Origin of the sequence: Microcystis sp. 0824, from assembly GCF_003112475.1 — a bacterium.
In the GTDB taxonomy this organism is placed as follows: Bacteria; Cyanobacteriota; Cyanobacteriia; order Cyanobacteriales; family Microcystaceae; genus Microcystis; species Microcystis aeruginosa_C.
This window is the reverse complement of sequence record NZ_BDSM01000004.1, coordinates 72,161-87,232: the sequence shown is the minus strand read 5'-3', so window position 1 is coordinate 87,232 and position 15,072 is coordinate 72,161. Positions and strand designations below refer to the sequence as shown.

Genomic DNA, 15,072 nt, shown 5'->3' with positions numbered 1-15,072 from the left:
ATGCCCCCCTTATTAAGGGGGGACTAAGGGGGGATCGGCAACCCCCTTATTAAGGGGGGACTAAGGGGGGATCGAACCTAAAATCCATTTTTAATTTAATTATAACCAGCTACTTAACCTCAGCTAATCCACGGAATTTTCTTTTTGGATTAATACTTCACCAGCGATTAAACGTTGGGCTGCCGACAGTAAAACATCCTCAATACAGGGCTTGACAAAATAACCTTTTGCTCCTTTAGCGGCGGCGAGATGCTCCATTTTTTGCGTCCCTCGCGAGGTAATCATCGCCACTGGTATCCCCTGAAGTTGTTCATTCTCTTGCAGACGAGAGAGCAATTCTAACCCATTCAGGCGAGGCATTTCGATATCGCAGAGAATCAGATCACAAGCCAAACCGGCCCGTAATTTTTCCCATGCTTCTAAACCGTCCCGGGCCTGTTCAATGCGATAACCAGCTTTAACCAAAGAAATCGCTAACATTTCCCGCACTATTAACGAATCATCGACAATCAAGACGAGAGGACTCAATTGTGCCAACAAATTAGCTGGATTACTATCAATAATCGTTGTATCGGAGGATAAAGACTGATTAAGAGTCGCTTTAATACTATTAGCTAGTAATACTTCCCCCGCAATCATTCTTTCAGCTGCCGAGAGTAAATCTCTTTCCGTGTAGGGCTTGGTAAAATAACCACTAGCCCCTAATTTCGCCGCCACCTGACGATGACGTTCCGAGCCTCGGGAAGTCAATAAAGCCACGGGAATCGCCGCTAATCGGGGGGATTTTTGCAAATTAGACAGTAATTCTAGTCCATTCATGCGGGGCATCTCGATATCGCAGAAAACGATATCACAGGGCAAACCACCGCGTAATTTTTCCCAAGCTTCTTGACCATCCCGGGCCTGTTCCACACGATAACCGGCTTTAATAAAGCTTAAAGAGAGCAATTCCCGAACAGTAATCGAATCATCGACAATCAGAACCATAGCCTCGGATTTTTGGCTAGTTTCCACCGCTACGGGGGGGGCAGGTTGGCGCCAAAGACCACCGTTATCGATCCGCAGACGACCCCTGGCGATGTCGATTAACTCTAACACATCGCCGACGGGCATCACCGTACCATCGCCTAAAACCGTCGCCCCAGCAATCCCAGCCGTTTTCGGAATCGGTCCTTCGATCTGTTTGATGACGATTTCCACTTCACCGATCACTTGATCCACCTGTACCGCGAGAAGATTATTGCCACCGCGCAGGATCACGATCGAAAAAGAGTCTTCCTCCCGTTTGCCGGTGTAAAAACTACCGCGACTTAGTTGCCGATTGCAAGAAAGCAATTCGCTCAAGGGTTGGAAGGGTAGTAAAGTGTTTTGCCAGAAAACACAGGGCCGTCCCTCCCCATCTATTTGGATATCGCTGGCCCGGAAATCCTTCATATCTTCCACTCCGTCCATGGAGAAACCGATGCGAGCATGATTACTAACGCAACAGAGGGCCTTACAGATACTCAGGGTTAGGGGTAAACGGAGCGTAAAAGTGCTTCCTTTGCCCAGTACCGAGTCAATAGTAACGGTCCCGCACACATCGATTAAACTGGTACGCACCACATCTAAACCCACCCCACGACCGGAAAAATCATCGGCCTGATCTTTGGTAGTAAAACCGGGGTGAAGAAGAATTTCATAGACTTCTTGGGTACTGAGGTTTTGAGCTTCCCGATGGCTGATCAGGCCTTTTTCGATCGCCTTAAGTTTAATCAGATTAGCATCAATACCAGCCCCATCATCACTAACGGTGATCACGGTTTGATTTCCCTGTAGGAATGCCCCCACAGAGATCTTACCGAGGGCGGGTTTGCCTTTGGCCATGCGTTCTTGGGGTGATTCAATGCCGTGGGTGATCGCATTGTTGACCAGATGGATCATGGGACTATTGAGATGTTCAAGGATCATCTTATCGATGAGAACATCACCCCCTTCCACTTTTAATTTGGCTTGTTTGTGCAGTTTCAGGGAAATATCGTGAATTGCCCGGGGTAGATGATCGGCAGTTTGACTAAAGGGAACCATGCGTGATTTGGTCATCCCTTCCTGTAGTTGGGTGGTAGCCTGTCGCAGACTGCGCGTCACCTGATCGGTTTCATCGACGACAAATTGAATATCAGAGGCCGATTCTCGCACTCGCACGATCAATTCGATCATCTCTTGGGATAATAAGTGGAAATCGGTAAAACGGTCGATCTCTAGGGCATCTAGTTCCCCGGTCATGGCCGAATCGCCCTGATTTTCTCCCTTAACTCCACCGTAACCGATGGCACCGCTAGAATTGCCACTAGCCAGTAAAGCCCCTTCTAGGAGGGTTCTTTCATAGAGATCCTGCATCCGAGCGCCCACATCGCTGAGATTTTGAACTTGGTTAAGCAAATTATCTAAAAAGAGACGCAGGCGATCCTGTTCCTCTTCCAGGCGATTGCGTTTAATCACCAGTTCCCCGATCAGATTGCTGAGGTTATCCAATTGTTTGATCGGCACCCGCATGGTCTGTTCAAAAGCTTTACTGACAAGGGGACGCAGGTTATTTAACCCGACCGGTGGACTGAAACTAGCAGCCGGAGTCGCTGCCATCACCTGATTGCTTTCTTCGAGGAGTTTTTCTAAATCCTTGAATTCATCCTCTAGGAGGCTTTCTGGGGTAATTTCCAGTGATTCTAACCATTGGACAGGTTCCGCCGCCGCCACCAAGTCCCCTGCTGTGGATTTCGAGAGGAAGACCTCTAGGGATTCAAAGATGTCCGGCAGTGGCGATTGCTCTGGTGGAGTCGGTTTTTCCAGAAAAGCTTCTAAGTCTTCGAGGCTGTCGTAAAAATTCGGGTTGCTGATGGTTATAATTGCTTCTGAGTCTGGGATCGCTGCATTTCCTAGCAGCAGCGATTCCAGATCATCCCAATCTTCTGGTTCTGACTTGGGAGCGGTCCCACGGGTAGAATAAAAATCATTAGTGGCGGCTTCTTCCCAATTGATGCTATCGCCAAAAAGTTCCTCTAATTCCTGTTCTAAGGGCAAGAAAGACAGGGTTTGGTCAAGAGAAGCCCCATACCTGGCCGCTGGGGGGGAACTCTGCTCAAATAAAAAGCTGAGTTCGTCTAGGGTCTCGTCACCGTCGGTGTCTTTGTCTTCTAAACTCTCTAACAACTGTTCGAGATCTTCGTTAAAGAAATGATCCGAGTCCGGTTTCATCATGATTTGCTTCCTGCCAAGTCTTCCTTTTTGGTCAACCAATGCGCTCTCTCTGGCTTCAGATTACCGAGAATTTTACCCGATAACTCCATCCACTAGGAATTTTTTTATGGCCAATCAAACTCTTGGACTCGATCAACAATTTTATACCTATTATCAATCTATCTGTCTGCGAGAACCCCCGATTTTAGCTCAATTACGTCAAGAAACTGCCTCTCAACCCCTGGCAGTCATGCAGATTGCCCCCGAACAAGGACAGTTTATGGCTTTTTTGGTACAGGCGATCGGGGCGAGAAAAACCCTAGAAATAGGGGTTTTTACCGGTTATAGTGCGCTAGTGGTGGCCTTAGCTTTACCCCCCCAAGGCAAGTTGATCGCCTGTGATCTAAGGGAAGAATATACCAGTATAGCCCGCCGTTATTGGCAGCGGGCCGGTGTCGCCGCTAAAATCGATTTAAGAATTGCCCCGGCCCTGGAGACTTTAGATCAATTAATCGCCGGGGGAGAAGGTAATAGTTTTGATTTTGTCTTTATCGATGCCGATAAAAGTAATTATGATTGCTACTACGAACGGGCGTTACAATTGGTCAGAAGGGGCGGAATTATCGCTATCGATAATGTTTTTTGGTCGGGACGGGTAGCGGCGGCCGATAGCACCGATAATCGCACCAAAATTATCCGTTCCCTTAATGCCAAAATTCAGCAGGATGAACGGGTCAATATCAGTATTATTCCTATTGGTGATGGTTTGACCCTGGCCATGAAAAAGTGAAGAAGTTAAGGGGTATTAGAAAAGCTTTTGCTCTTGCGGAAACCACCCAGGACAACGCTATCTCCCTTAAAATCGTTAACGACACCACTAATTTATCAGTTCCACGGAGAGGGTGGGATTTGAACCCACGTTAGGTGTGACCCTAAAGCAGATTTCGAGTCTGCCGCATTCAACCACTCTGCCACCTCTCCACAGGGTTTGAGTCTGGATTATCATTCTAACAGATTACTTGCCCTAGGATTGATTTTTTTTATGAATCAAGCTCCTTTTCTTCCAGTTAACCATCCCCGGCCTAACTTTCTTGACCGGTTAGGGAGTCTCTGGAAATTTTCCCGTCCCCATACGATTATCGGCACTTCTTTCAGTGTTTTAAGTCTGTATTTAATTGCTTTGGGCAATATTAGCGATTTTTTTAGCCATTGGTCGGTTTTATTGCTCACTTGGCTTGCTTGTCTCGCGGGTAATGTCTATATCGTCGGTTTAAATCAGTTGGAAGACATCGACATCGATAAAATCAATAAACCCCAGCTTCCCCTAGCCAAGGGCGAATTTTCTCGGTTAACAGGACAGTTGATCGTGGGTTTTACTGGTATTTTAGCAATTATACTGGCTTTTATCGGGGGTTTTTGGCTGTTAATCACCGTGGGGATTAGTTTACTCATCGGTACTGCCTATTCCTTGCCACCAGTGCGTTTAAAACGCTTTCCCCTCTGGTCCGCCTTCTGTATTTTTACCGTCCGGGGTGTCATCGTCAATTTAGGTCTTTTTCGCCACTACAACACAGTTATTAATCAAAATCAGTCTATCTATCCCTCAGTCTGGGTTTTAACAGCTTTTGTTCTCGTTTTCACCGTTGCGATCGCTATTTTTAAGGATGTTCCTGACCTAGAAGGCGATCGCATTTACCAGATTACCACTTTTACCCTCCTTCTCGGCCCCGAAAAAATCTTAACAATTACCCTATTGACAATTTCCCTGTGTTATGCTGGTATGATTGCCGTCGGTCTCTTGGGGATAAGGGGAATTAATTCTCCTCTGGCCATTGTCGCCCATCTGCTCCTACTTGTTCTTCTTTGGTGGCGTAGTCGCAGGGTAAATTTAGAAGATAAAAGCGAAATCAGCCGATTTTACCAATTTATTTGGAAATTATTCTTCCTAGAATACCTGATATTTCCCCTAGCTTGTTTACTATGAAAATATCTCCTTTTTTAGCGGCGATTCCCTTACTTTTGCTAGGTGGTACAAGCGCACCTAGTCAGGAAACCATCGATCCGCAATTATTAACCGGCAACCTTCGTTTAACACTGAAAAATGGCGTTTGGAAACTGTGGCAAGATAAACCCGTTTATCAAAATCTTACCCTAGATTTAAGCTGCGATCGATCTGTTTGTCAGCCGTCGGTGTGGGGATACGCGCCGAAATTCAATAAAGAACTGGATCACCAAGGCACGGTAAAAGCGATTAAATTAGACAATGCTTGGCGATTACAGGTGAAAATGAACATTCAAACTCACCCTTGGCAAGCGGAAGTCAGGGAAGCTATCTATAATATCGAAATTGTCCCCTACCAAGACCAACTTATCGGCAGTTATCAAGGCACTTTAGGGGGAAGAAGACTACAAAACCAAGTTAATGGCACAATTTCCCCTTTATGGCCTAATCCTGTCCCTAATTACCAACCCCTACAAGCGCGAGAACATCCCCGTTTAATCTTTCGCAAGTCAGAATTAACTAATCTCAGAGAAAAAGCGAAAACTCCCATCGGTCAAACTATTATCGCTCAATTAAACAACAGTTTACAGCAAAAAATTTATTACGATGGTTATGTTCCTAATGGGGGTTATCATGCCACAGGTCATTGTTTTTTAGCAATTTTAAATCAAGATAGAAAATCAGCAGAAACCGCCTGGGAAATTCTCGAAAAAACCCGTAAAAATCGGGGCAGGAGAATCTTAGAACAATCCCCAATTGTCGCTGGAGTCGCTCTCGCCTACGATCTTTGTTATGATTTTTGGGGAGAAAAGCGCCAACAGGAAATTACTCGCTGGTTATCTAGTGAAAGTAAAAAACTTCTCAAAGGCGATTCACCCAAAAATGGCTGGAATGGAGACACAGTTAGTAACTGGAATGCGCGGGCCAGAGGTGCGGCAGGATTAGCCAGTTTAGCGATTCTCAAGGAAGATGTACCGCCCGATCCTCTCTATTCTCCCTCGGCACAGGTAGAAATGGCCAAACGTCACATCGAACGCTATTTTATCACAGCTATCGGCGATCGAGGATTTGGCACGGAAGGAGATCATTACACCACCGAACCCATGGTTCTCGCTGTTTTTCCCTTTTTGCAAGGGTATCGAAATAGTCTTGGACTAGACTTAGTAACTGGTTCTTCGGCAGCCCAATTGATCCCCCATTATTTAACCAGAATTGTCCCTAAAAATGGTCAATTATTGATTCCTGCTTATGGCAGACATCAGAGTTTTTTAGGAGTGTCTTTATTAACTATCGGATTGGGAATTACCGATAAATCATTGCTACCAGCAATAAAATGGCGATTACAAGGACAGGAAAAACAACTTTTTCACCCCCATTATCCCCATATTGCCCCTTTTCTTCTCGCTGCTTATCCATCTAATCTTATTCCAGAAAATCCCGAACGCCAACTTTCCAGGGTTTTAGTTGATCAACAAAAGGGATTTTATGCTTTTCGTAATCGCTGGCAAAATGAAGAGGATTTTGTCGCTAGTATCTATCTCAAACAGCAACCTTTTGTGAGGGGATGGTCTTTTCCCGATGTCGCTAGTGTGAGAATTTGGGGATTAGGAGGACATTGGGCGAGTTTTGAGGGGTCAGAAGGTGACTGGAACTCGGAAAATACGGTTATTTTCCCGAGAACACCGCCTTGGCGACAGGCAAAACCTATATCTTTTCAATCTAGTCCCGATGGTTCGGGAGTAATTACGTTAAAAACTGATAAAATTATGGTTAAAGGGGCTAATCCACCAGCAGGAGTCGCTCTAGTTCGCTCTTTCGCCGTCGATTACGGCCTGTCCTCCGGTTCCCCCGGATTATTCGTCTTGATGGATAAATTATTAGGTAAAGTCGATGAACCAGAATTTATTAATAAGACTTGGGTGATGAATACACAGGGAAATGTCACTCTCGGAAAAAATAGTTTTACTATCACTCAAAATGGGGCAAATATGCAGGGAACTTTTATCACTCCCGTGACTTTAAAAGTCGAGAAAACTAATACAGGTGAGCGCATTTTAGCCACAGGTAGTGAGGAGTTTTTTCTGGTGATGACCGTGCAGAAAAGTCGTCCCCCAGCAGTTAAAATTATCGGGAAGGGACTAGATGCGATCGTGCAAATTGGCTCCCAGGAAATCTCAATTATCGACGGTGCAGTTAGATTAAAAGAGATGAAGTTTCAAGAGCCATAAAAATTGACAAGTGACCCAAGAAAAGTTAACAGTTATCAAGTAGAATTTGTCAAGATGATGACTATTTGAGCAATGATTTATGATATAATCGAGATGGCTGATCAAAATAGACCCTAAATTTAGAACTATCTAGAATTGCATCGATAATTTCTGCCTAACTAAACTATGACTAAATATTATCAAATCACCGTTAACAATCGTCAGACGGGCGAAAAAATTACCACCACCGTTGCCGAGGATAACTATATACTACACAGCCTGGAAAAACAGGGCTATCAATTACCCTTTTCCTGTCGCAATGGAGCTTGTACCAGCTGCGCGGTCAGGGTATTATCAGGAGATATCCATCAACCAGAAGCGATCGGACTATCGCCGGAATTAAAAGCCAGAGGTTATGCTTTACTTTGTGTCAGTTATGCTCGTAGCGATATGGAAGTGGCCACCCAAGACGAAGATGAAGTCTACGAACTGCAATTTGGTCGCTTTTTTGCTCGTGGAAAAGTGCGTTTTGGTTTACCCTTAGATGAAGAATAGATTAGGGATTAATCGTGCCAGATACCAGCAGCCAATTAGAAAAATACCTAGACATTGCCAGCGAAGCCGCCCTAACGGCGGGAACAATTATCCTCGATAATTGGTGTAAAATCGAGACAATAGAAGAAAAAGGGCGATCAGGCGATTTAGTGACGGAAATAGATCGTCGAGCAGAAAGAGAAATTCTCAAAATTATTAGCCGTCACTTTCCCAAACACGGGATTTTAGCGGAAGAATCGGGAAAACGGCCAGGGACCGATAGCGAGTATCTTTGGGCGATCGATCCTCTCGATGGAACCACCAACTATGCCCACGGTTATCCCGTATCCGTCGTCTCCATCGGACTACTGATCGCAGGGAAAGCAGCAGTGGGAGTCATCTATAACCCCTTTAGAAAGGAACTATTTCGGGCAGCCCGGGGTTTAGGGGCCACCCTGAACCGTCGTCCCATCCATGTCTCCCGAACCAGTGAACTAGAAAAAAGTTTACTGGTGACGGGTTTTGCCTACGATCGCTGTCAAACCCCCGATAATAATTATGCCGAATTCTGTTATCTGACCCATCTGACCCAAGGGGTACGCCGCAGCGGTTCCGCTGCCAAAGACTTAACCGATGTGGCCTGTGGGCGCTTAGATGGTTATTGGGAACGAGGGATTAATTCTTGGGATATGGCCGCAGGAGTTATTCTAATCGAAGAAGCTGGCGGTAAAATTAGCGCCTACGATGAGAGTCCTTTTTTGATAGAAACGGGGCGAATCCTGGCTACTAACGGACAGATTCACACCCCCTTAAGCCAAGCTCTGCAAAAAGCTGCCTCTTGGAGTTTTCAGTTTTAATGCGATTATTATTTTAATTAGAGCAGGATACTCTCTATGACTTTTCCAATTTCCCAGGGATTATTTCAATATGATTTAATCGATCATTTCGCTATTTTAGGAGTCTCGATCGATGCCGAACAGGAGGAGATTCGCGAGCGTTACTTAAAAATCGCCTATAAACTCCATCCTGATACCTGTCGCACTCACACTCCCGATGAAAAGAAACTGGCTAATCAGTTACTTTCAAAATTAGTTAACCCCGCCTACGAACATCTGGGCCACGACCTATCTCGCGAAGAATTTCGGCTGGTTTTAGGACAAATGGGCAAGGCAATGGGGAAAGATTTGAGTAAAATCACCATCAGTAGCGAACCAGCTAGAAAACTAGCCCAATCTAGCGCTAACTATGAATTAGCCTATCAAAAAATCCTGAAATCTTTGGCGATCGATCAATATACTGCCCTGGAAAATACCTATCAGAAAATCGGCCAACTCAGTGAACTGAATCTGGTTTATCTGATCTTAACCGAAGGTCGGGGCAACAAGAAAACCAGCCCGAAAGTCTTTATCTCCCAGGGCAATACTAACCAGTCCGAGTTAGTGGGAACAGCTGTCACCACGGCAGCCCGGACTAGAGCCAAGGAATCGCCCCTAGAAGCCTATATTCGCCGCGCCCAAGCCTCTCTTGACCAAAATAACCCCGCCCAAGCTTTGCGAGAATTGCGCGATGCCCTGCGGCAAGAACCGGATAATGGCATCTGTCACGCCCTGCTCGGTTTAGCCTACCTGCGACAAAATCAACTGTCCATGGCCCGGGTTCATATCAACCGGGCCTGGAAAACCAGCCCCCAAGATGCGACGGTGATTAAGTGCAAACGGGAACTAGATAAAGTAGTTAATTCTAAGATTGAAATGCCAGACCAGAAAGAACAAAAAGAGGAAGGAGAGCGCAAGGGCGGTTTTTGGTCTCGATTTGGTGGTAAAAAGAATAAATAGGACTACCAGTGCCACCGATTTTGATTAGCAAACTCCCATGATTCATCAACCCCCGGCGGGGACAAGGGATTTATTACCCCTAGAAGTTACCCAAAAAGGCTGGATTAACGATCGCCTTCAGTCTGTCTTTCAGCGTTGGGGCTATCAAAGGATCGTCACCTCCACCATTGAATGGCTCGATACCCTCACCGCAGGCGGTACGATCGATCCCAGCACCGTGATCCAACTGCACGGGGATAGTCAAGGACTATCGGGATTACGCCCCGAATTAACCGCTTCCATTGCGCGTAGTGCCGTCACCCGCATGAGTGGGGAGTCCTATCCCCAACGTCTCTGTTATCGGGCTAACGTTTTTCGTCGCCCTAGCGCCAGTTATCACGGTCGTCAAGTGGAATTCTATCAAGCAGGGGTAGAACTGCTCTTTTCTGGCGGTTTACTAGCTGATGCCGAGATTTTACTGCTCCTGGCTGACTGTTTCGATGGTTTGGCCGTCCCTAACTGGCAGATTATTCTAGGAGAAGCGGGTTTGACTCGTTCCCTACTTTCCCCTTTTCCGGGTCCCTTGGGGGAACAGGTGAAACGCTGTTTAGCCCTCCTTGACTACGTTAGCCTCGAAAATCTTCCCTATCCCAATGAAACCCTCCGGCAGCAAGCCCGACAATTATTTCACCTGCGCGGTAATCCTCACGATGTCCTCGCACGAGTGGCAGTATTGGCCCGGGAAGAATCGGCCCAAAAAGCCGTTAATAACCTTAAATCCCTAGTAGAGCTGCTTAATGCCGATCGCTCTGAACCCTTTCCCCTAATTCTCGATTTAAGTCTGATTCAAACCTTTGATTACTACACCGGCATCGTTTTTAAAGCGGTTAGTGATCACCAACAAAATCTCAGTATTTTAGGCCAGGGCGGACGCTACGATCAATTATTGGGCGTTTTTCATCCCCAGGGTCAATCGGCTCCGGGTATCGGTTTTTCCCTGAATATCGAAGAACTGCACGAAAGTTTATTATCGGGGCAGACTTTACCCAGTCAAGCTCCCCCCCTCGACTGGTTACTTATCCCTTTGGGTAATAACGCCCAGATAGCGACTTTTAGTAAAGCTCGCTCCCTTCGCACCAGTGATCCGAATCTGAGGGTGGCGATCGATTTAGGTGGTCGCAGCGAGGCAGAAATTCGCACCTATGCCCGCGATCGAATGATTAAAAATCTCGCCTGGGTGCAAGAAGATGGTTCCGTGAGCGAAGAATCTCTCTAAAAAGGGTCAAAAGCGGCGAAAATACTGCCGCCCCCTGCTATAGGACTCTATAATTGTCTTCAATTACCCGTCATCCCAGTCATGCCTTCCAGCGGTCAAGTGATACTAAATCCGTTGAGTAACGCACAGAAAACGGGTTTCTCGGAGAAACCCGTTTTCTGATCATGCACTCATGCAAAAAGGGGAATAAATAATCAGTCTTTAATAACCAGATTTAGTATGAAATCGATTTTTTTTCTGATCCTCTTTCTCCTCAGTATTCTAGGGGGTATTCTACTGGCCTCGCTACTTCAACAACCAGCGATCGCCCAATCTCCTGCCTCGGATACAGTGCTGAATCGTTATCAAATTGGACAGCAAACCTATCTAGAAAATTGTGCCACCTGCCATATTGCCATTCCTCCCAGCATCCTACCGAGTCAAACTTGGAAAAAAATCCTAGAAAATCCTAATTCTCACTATGGTATCCGTTTAAAACCAATTGTCGGCATTAGTCAGCGTCTTATCTGGGATTATCTCAGTTATTCTTCCCGCCCTCTTAGCGAGACTACTTTTGTTCCCCTCCTAATTGAACAGTCCAGCTATGTAAAGGTTTTGCACCCTAGGGTCAATTTACCCACTCCTCTCGGTCACACCACCTGTGTCACCTGTCATCCCAACGCTTCCCGCTACGATTATCAAACCCTTACCCCCATCTGGGATGATGCAGCCTAATCAGTTATCAGTTATCAGTTATCAGTTATCAGTTTTCAGTTTTCAGCTTCTGAAGGCAAGGGGCAACAGGCAAGAGGCAAAAGACAGAATCTGACAATTCTCCTACCTAAAAAGAAGGTTAGAAACTAAGCACATCAAAGCTTTTAGCTTAACCAATTAGGTCTTAGATTCGGCCCTTGTTTTCAGATGTGAGTTTTTAGTTCACTGATTACTGATTACTGTTTACTGATCACTGAGAGGGGGTGCAGTGAGGGTGATTTCGCCGATTTGGCCCGCTTTACCCATTAATTGGGCAGGTTTTTCGTTAAGAGAGATTTTAACACCGCCGGCATTGCCCGATCGAATATTTAAACTCTTTTGGGCTGTCCAAGTTCGTTTGGTCCCGGGTTGGAGATTGCCTTCATGGACTTTTTTGCCATCGGCAATTACGCGTACCCAAGCGGCCTGTTCAATAGTTACTTCGGCTGAGAGAGGAACTTTTGGCTGAGGAGAAGGGGAAGGAGAGGCTACCAGTGGGGGAGGGACTACCGGCGCGGGGGAAACTACAGGGGAAGGAGAGGGAGTAACGGCAGGGGGGTTAGAGAGAGGGGGACGGAGGAAAAGATAGCCAATACCACAAAATATGCCCGCCAGCAAGCCTAACCAGAGATAAATCCCGAAAACGCCTGATTTAGCCGGTTGGGGGCTAGTCTCTGAGGCCGGTTTTTCTGGTTCCACCCGTTCCGCTTTTGGGGCAGCGGGTTCAGCCTTGGGGAGAGGGGTAGCTTTTGTGGGCAGTTTTTTGGGGATAGTTAGCTCTTGAGCTAATTGTTCCGCACTAGGAGACAAGCGATCGGCTAAAGCTTTACCATCAATTTTTAGGGCATCACCGTAGCGTTTGATAAATCCCTTGACATAAATTAATTCTGGTAATTTCTCCCAATTCCCCGTTTCCAACGCTTCTAGCATTGGTACTCTAATCATCGTCAGGGCGGCGATATCGTCCATGCTCAGGCAGCTTTCTTCTCGTTTTTGACGTAAATAAGTCCCGATTTCCTTGATTTGTTCGGCTTGTAGGGGACTGAGTTGACTCATAATTCCAGTCATAATCTATACCAACTTAGATGATAATCTCGATTTTGTTATTTTGGGATAATCTCTTCTCTAGAAGATCCTTATACCTTGTCATCATTACCAGGGAAAAGGTTCCAAAAACTGGCAAAAATCGGCAATACTTGCCAAAGTTAAGTTTTTTATTCCAGTGTGACTGCACTGACCAGATAATACATACATTTGTTCTTAATGCTTGTTTTTCTCGAACTCTCATCTGATCGCTAATTATGACCTTTATTCCCCATCCCGACACCACCCCCCTTCACCTTAGCTGTGCCGTAGTCACGGTGAGCGATACTCGTACCCCAGAGACGGATAGAAGTGGCCAAATAATTCAAGAGTTACTAACTCGATCGGGTCATGATATCGGTCTATACTTAATTATCCCCGATGAACCCTTACAAATTCAAGCAATCTTATCAGAGATTAGCAATCAAAATCGGATAAAAGTCTTAATTCTCAATGGGGGTACGGGTATTGCTCCCAGAGACACTACCTACGATGCTTTAGTACCTTTATTAAGGATTACTTTGCCCGGTTTTGGCGAATTATTTCGTTATCTCAGTTATCAGGAAATCGGCTCCCGTGCCATGGCATCGAGGGCAATAGCTGGGGTTTATCAAAACCTATTAGTCTTTTCTCTCCCCGGTTCCACTAATGCCGTTAAATTAGCCCTAGAAAAACTGATTCTTCCCGAAATCTTACATCTGGTTAAACAGATAAATGGGTAATTTATTGGGATTTGATCTTAGCTGAAATTTCTTGAAAACAGACATCCCCAAAATAGCTGGCTAGATTAACTGCGCTCAAAAGTTTAGGAATTCCTTCACTTAGACTGGCAAAACCTAGATTCTTAATTTGGAGAAAATCGATAGTAATCGCCAAAGTTAAAAGTGCTAAAGCGATGATTAAAATTTGGTAAGAAGTTTGTTTTATTCGCCGCCAAAATACTAAACCATAAATCAGAATTGCTAGACCATAAACAGAGATAGTCAAAAATTTGGGAATATTAAAATAGAGGAGAATGATATGAATTCTGAAGATTTCATTGATGGCAATTAGTCCCGTTATTATGCCAGAAAAAAGTAAAAACTGGCGAGAATTATTGAAACTTGCCTCCTGGCACAATAAAGCATAACTAAAAAGGCAAACAATCGGAGGTAAACAACAAAGCAATTGAAAAGAATGGGTTAGTAAACCAGCGATCGGAGTTGGGGGAGTAGCGGGAGGATAAAATAAAAGACTAGAGGGTAATTCTGCCCGATCAACCCCAGCAATCAAAGCTAAAACTAAGAGGAGAACGACAAGATTTATTCTCAGAAAATGCTGTTCTCGTGAGGACATAAGTAGAGTAGTTTATAATTGTGGCTATTAATCACGGTATAATTCAGAGACTGCCGCTTTCTACTGGCTCGATCTACATACCGAAGCTCCAAGCATTTCCCCAATTGTGTTAAGGACAATTTTCTCGGTTTTCTATGCTCGATCAAAAAGAACTTTTGTGTTTATTACAATTGGCTAGTCCCATTTTACCCGTGGGGGCCTATAGTTATTCCGAAGGGCTAGAAACCCTGGTCGAAAAGGGGATTATCTCTAATAGTGCCAGCTTAAATGATTGGTTAGAGCGATCGCTTTGTCAAGGCTCGATTCGCTTAGAAACGGCGGTTTTGCTAAGGGTATATCGTTGTTTTTGTCAAGAAGATTTTACAAAACTTAATTATTGGGATAACTGGTTATCGGCAACGCGGGAAACGGCCGAATTAAGACAGCAAAGCTGGCAAATGGGGCGATCGCTGTTAAACTTATTGCGGGAGTTAGCACCAGTCCGAGATAATCTACCAGAACAGGCTAATTATGCCACCGCCTTTGCGATCGCGGCAAGTCATTGGCAAATTGGGGAAGAATTAGCGGTTTTAGGCTATTTACACAGTTGGGCAAGTAATTTAATCAATGCAGGACTGCGTTTAATTCCTCTAGGACAAACCCTAGGACAATCGCTTCTGATCGGTTTACAGCCCAGTTTATTAACAGCAACAGCAGATATTATCAGTTTAGCCGATGAAAACCTGAGTAGTTGGAGTTGGGGGCTAAGTTTTGCCAGTATGAACCACGAAACCCAGTATAGTCGTCTATTTCGCAGTTAGAAGTTTAGATAGTAGAACATATGTATTGTTGTCGAATTTTTTGCTATTTTCCGGGGGAATATGCAAGTCTCTA

At 45.2% G+C, this 15,072-nt stretch carries 13 protein-coding genes and 1 tRNA gene; 10 read left to right on the top strand and 4 right to left on the bottom strand.

Annotated elements, in window-relative coordinates:
- Window positions 1-123 precede the first annotated feature (123 nt).
- Entirely contained in the window at window positions 124-3,237 is a 3,114-nt protein-coding gene (locus tag N0824_RS01825) for a hybrid sensor histidine kinase/response regulator (RefSeq protein WP_108935479.1), read from the bottom strand.
- Between the two features lie 106 nt (window positions 3,238-3,343).
- On the opposite strand from N0824_RS01825, the gene N0824_RS01820 reads away from it, so the two are divergent.
- The gene (locus tag N0824_RS01820; protein ID WP_108935478.1) at window positions 3,344-4,006 is read left to right on the top strand and encodes a class I SAM-dependent methyltransferase; all 663 of its coding nucleotides are present in this window, start codon (window positions 3,344-3,346) and stop codon (window positions 4,004-4,006) included.
- A 104-nt stretch (window positions 4,007-4,110) separates the two neighbouring features.
- Here N0824_RS01820 and N0824_RS01815 read toward each other — a convergent pair.
- Window positions 4,111-4,197 (bottom strand) — tRNA-Ser (locus N0824_RS01815).
- Between the two features lie 61 nt (window positions 4,198-4,258).
- On the opposite strand from N0824_RS01815, the gene N0824_RS01810 reads away from it, so the two are divergent.
- From N0824_RS01810 to N0824_RS01780, 7 genes are all read left to right on the top strand, one after another.
- Entirely contained in the window at window positions 4,259-5,200 is a 942-nt protein-coding gene (locus N0824_RS01810) for a homogentisate phytyltransferase (protein WP_108935477.1), read from the top strand.
- Window positions 5,197-7,446: a hypothetical protein gene (locus tag N0824_RS01805; RefSeq protein WP_108935476.1), complete on the top strand. Its 2,250-nt coding sequence runs from the start codon at window positions 5,197-5,199 to the stop codon at window positions 7,444-7,446. Before N0824_RS01810 ends, N0824_RS01805 begins: the two co-directional genes overlap by 4 nt.
- Before the next feature lie 165 nt (window positions 7,447-7,611).
- Window positions 7,612-7,980 carry a 2Fe-2S iron-sulfur cluster-binding protein gene (locus N0824_RS01800; RefSeq protein WP_108935475.1) on the top strand — a complete coding sequence of 123 codons (369 nt, stop codon included), beginning with the start codon at window positions 7,612-7,614 and terminating at the stop codon, window positions 7,978-7,980.
- A 14-nt stretch (window positions 7,981-7,994) separates the two neighbouring features.
- On the top strand, window positions 7,995-8,816 hold the full coding sequence (locus tag N0824_RS01795) for an inositol monophosphatase family protein (protein WP_108935474.1): 822 nt from the start codon (window positions 7,995-7,997) through the stop codon (window positions 8,814-8,816).
- A gap of 36 nt (window positions 8,817-8,852) precedes the next feature.
- Complete coding sequence (locus tag N0824_RS01790) at window positions 8,853-9,794, top strand: J domain-containing protein (protein ID WP_108935473.1); 942 nt, start codon at window positions 8,853-8,855, stop codon at window positions 9,792-9,794.
- Window positions 9,795-9,831: 37 nt separating this feature from the next.
- Window positions 9,832-11,049 carry an ATP phosphoribosyltransferase regulatory subunit gene (locus tag N0824_RS01785; protein WP_108935472.1) on the top strand — a complete coding sequence of 406 codons (1,218 nt, stop codon included), beginning with the start codon at window positions 9,832-9,834 and terminating at the stop codon, window positions 11,047-11,049.
- A 219-nt stretch (window positions 11,050-11,268) separates the two neighbouring features.
- Window positions 11,269-11,763, top strand: coding sequence for a dihem cytochrome c family protein (locus tag N0824_RS01780; protein ID WP_108935471.1), 495 nt, complete (start codon window positions 11,269-11,271; stop codon window positions 11,761-11,763).
- A 222-nt stretch (window positions 11,764-11,985) separates the two neighbouring features.
- Here the strand turns inward: N0824_RS01780 and N0824_RS01775 are convergent, their stop codons facing one another.
- On the bottom strand, window positions 11,986-12,849 hold the full coding sequence (locus N0824_RS01775; RefSeq protein ID WP_108935470.1) for a RodZ domain-containing protein: 864 nt from the start codon (window positions 12,847-12,849) through the stop codon (window positions 11,986-11,988).
- Window positions 12,850-13,082: 233 nt separating this feature from the next.
- On the opposite strand from N0824_RS01775, the gene N0824_RS01770 reads away from it, so the two are divergent.
- The gene (locus N0824_RS01770; protein ID WP_108935469.1) at window positions 13,083-13,586 is read left to right on the top strand and encodes a molybdenum cofactor biosynthesis protein B; all 504 of its coding nucleotides are present in this window, start codon (window positions 13,083-13,085) and stop codon (window positions 13,584-13,586) included.
- Between the two features lies 1 nt (window position 13,587).
- Here N0824_RS01770 and N0824_RS01765 read toward each other — a convergent pair whose 3' ends face one another.
- Window positions 13,588-14,199, bottom strand: coding sequence for a hypothetical protein (locus tag N0824_RS01765; RefSeq protein WP_108935468.1), 612 nt, complete (start codon window positions 14,197-14,199; stop codon window positions 13,588-13,590).
- 134 nt (window positions 14,200-14,333) lie between these two features.
- Here N0824_RS01765 and N0824_RS01760 point away from each other — a divergent pair, with 134 nt between their 5' ends.
- Window positions 14,334-14,999, top strand: coding sequence for an urease accessory protein UreF (locus N0824_RS01760; RefSeq protein WP_108935467.1), 666 nt, complete (start codon window positions 14,334-14,336; stop codon window positions 14,997-14,999).
- The last annotated feature ends 73 nt before the right edge of the window (window positions 15,000-15,072 follow it).

Coding starts and splice junctions, on each gene's coding strand:
- N0824_RS01825 (WP_108935479.1), bottom strand. CDS start 3,237: ATGATGAAACCGGACTCGGATCATTTCTTTAACGAAGATCTCGAACAG.
- N0824_RS01820 (WP_108935478.1), top strand. CDS start 3,344: ATGGCCAATCAAACTCTTGGACTCGATCAACAATTTTATACCTATTAT.
- N0824_RS01810 (WP_108935477.1), top strand. CDS start 4,259: ATGAATCAAGCTCCTTTTCTTCCAGTTAACCATCCCCGGCCTAACTTT.
- N0824_RS01805 (WP_108935476.1), top strand. CDS start 5,197: ATGAAAATATCTCCTTTTTTAGCGGCGATTCCCTTACTTTTGCTAGGT.
- N0824_RS01800 (WP_108935475.1), top strand. CDS start 7,612: ATGACTAAATATTATCAAATCACCGTTAACAATCGTCAGACGGGCGAA.
- N0824_RS01790 (WP_108935473.1), top strand. CDS start 8,853: ATGACTTTTCCAATTTCCCAGGGATTATTTCAATATGATTTAATCGAT.
- N0824_RS01785 (WP_108935472.1), top strand. CDS start 9,832: ATGATTCATCAACCCCCGGCGGGGACAAGGGATTTATTACCCCTAGAA.
- N0824_RS01780 (WP_108935471.1), top strand. CDS start 11,269: ATGAAATCGATTTTTTTTCTGATCCTCTTTCTCCTCAGTATTCTAGGG.
- N0824_RS01775 (WP_108935470.1), bottom strand. CDS start 12,849: ATGACTGGAATTATGAGTCAACTCAGTCCCCTACAAGCCGAACAAATC.
- N0824_RS01770 (WP_108935469.1), top strand. CDS start 13,083: ATGACCTTTATTCCCCATCCCGACACCACCCCCCTTCACCTTAGCTGT.
- N0824_RS01765 (WP_108935468.1), bottom strand. CDS start 14,199: ATGTCCTCACGAGAACAGCATTTTCTGAGAATAAATCTTGTCGTTCTC.
- N0824_RS01760 (WP_108935467.1), top strand. CDS start 14,334: ATGCTCGATCAAAAAGAACTTTTGTGTTTATTACAATTGGCTAGTCCC.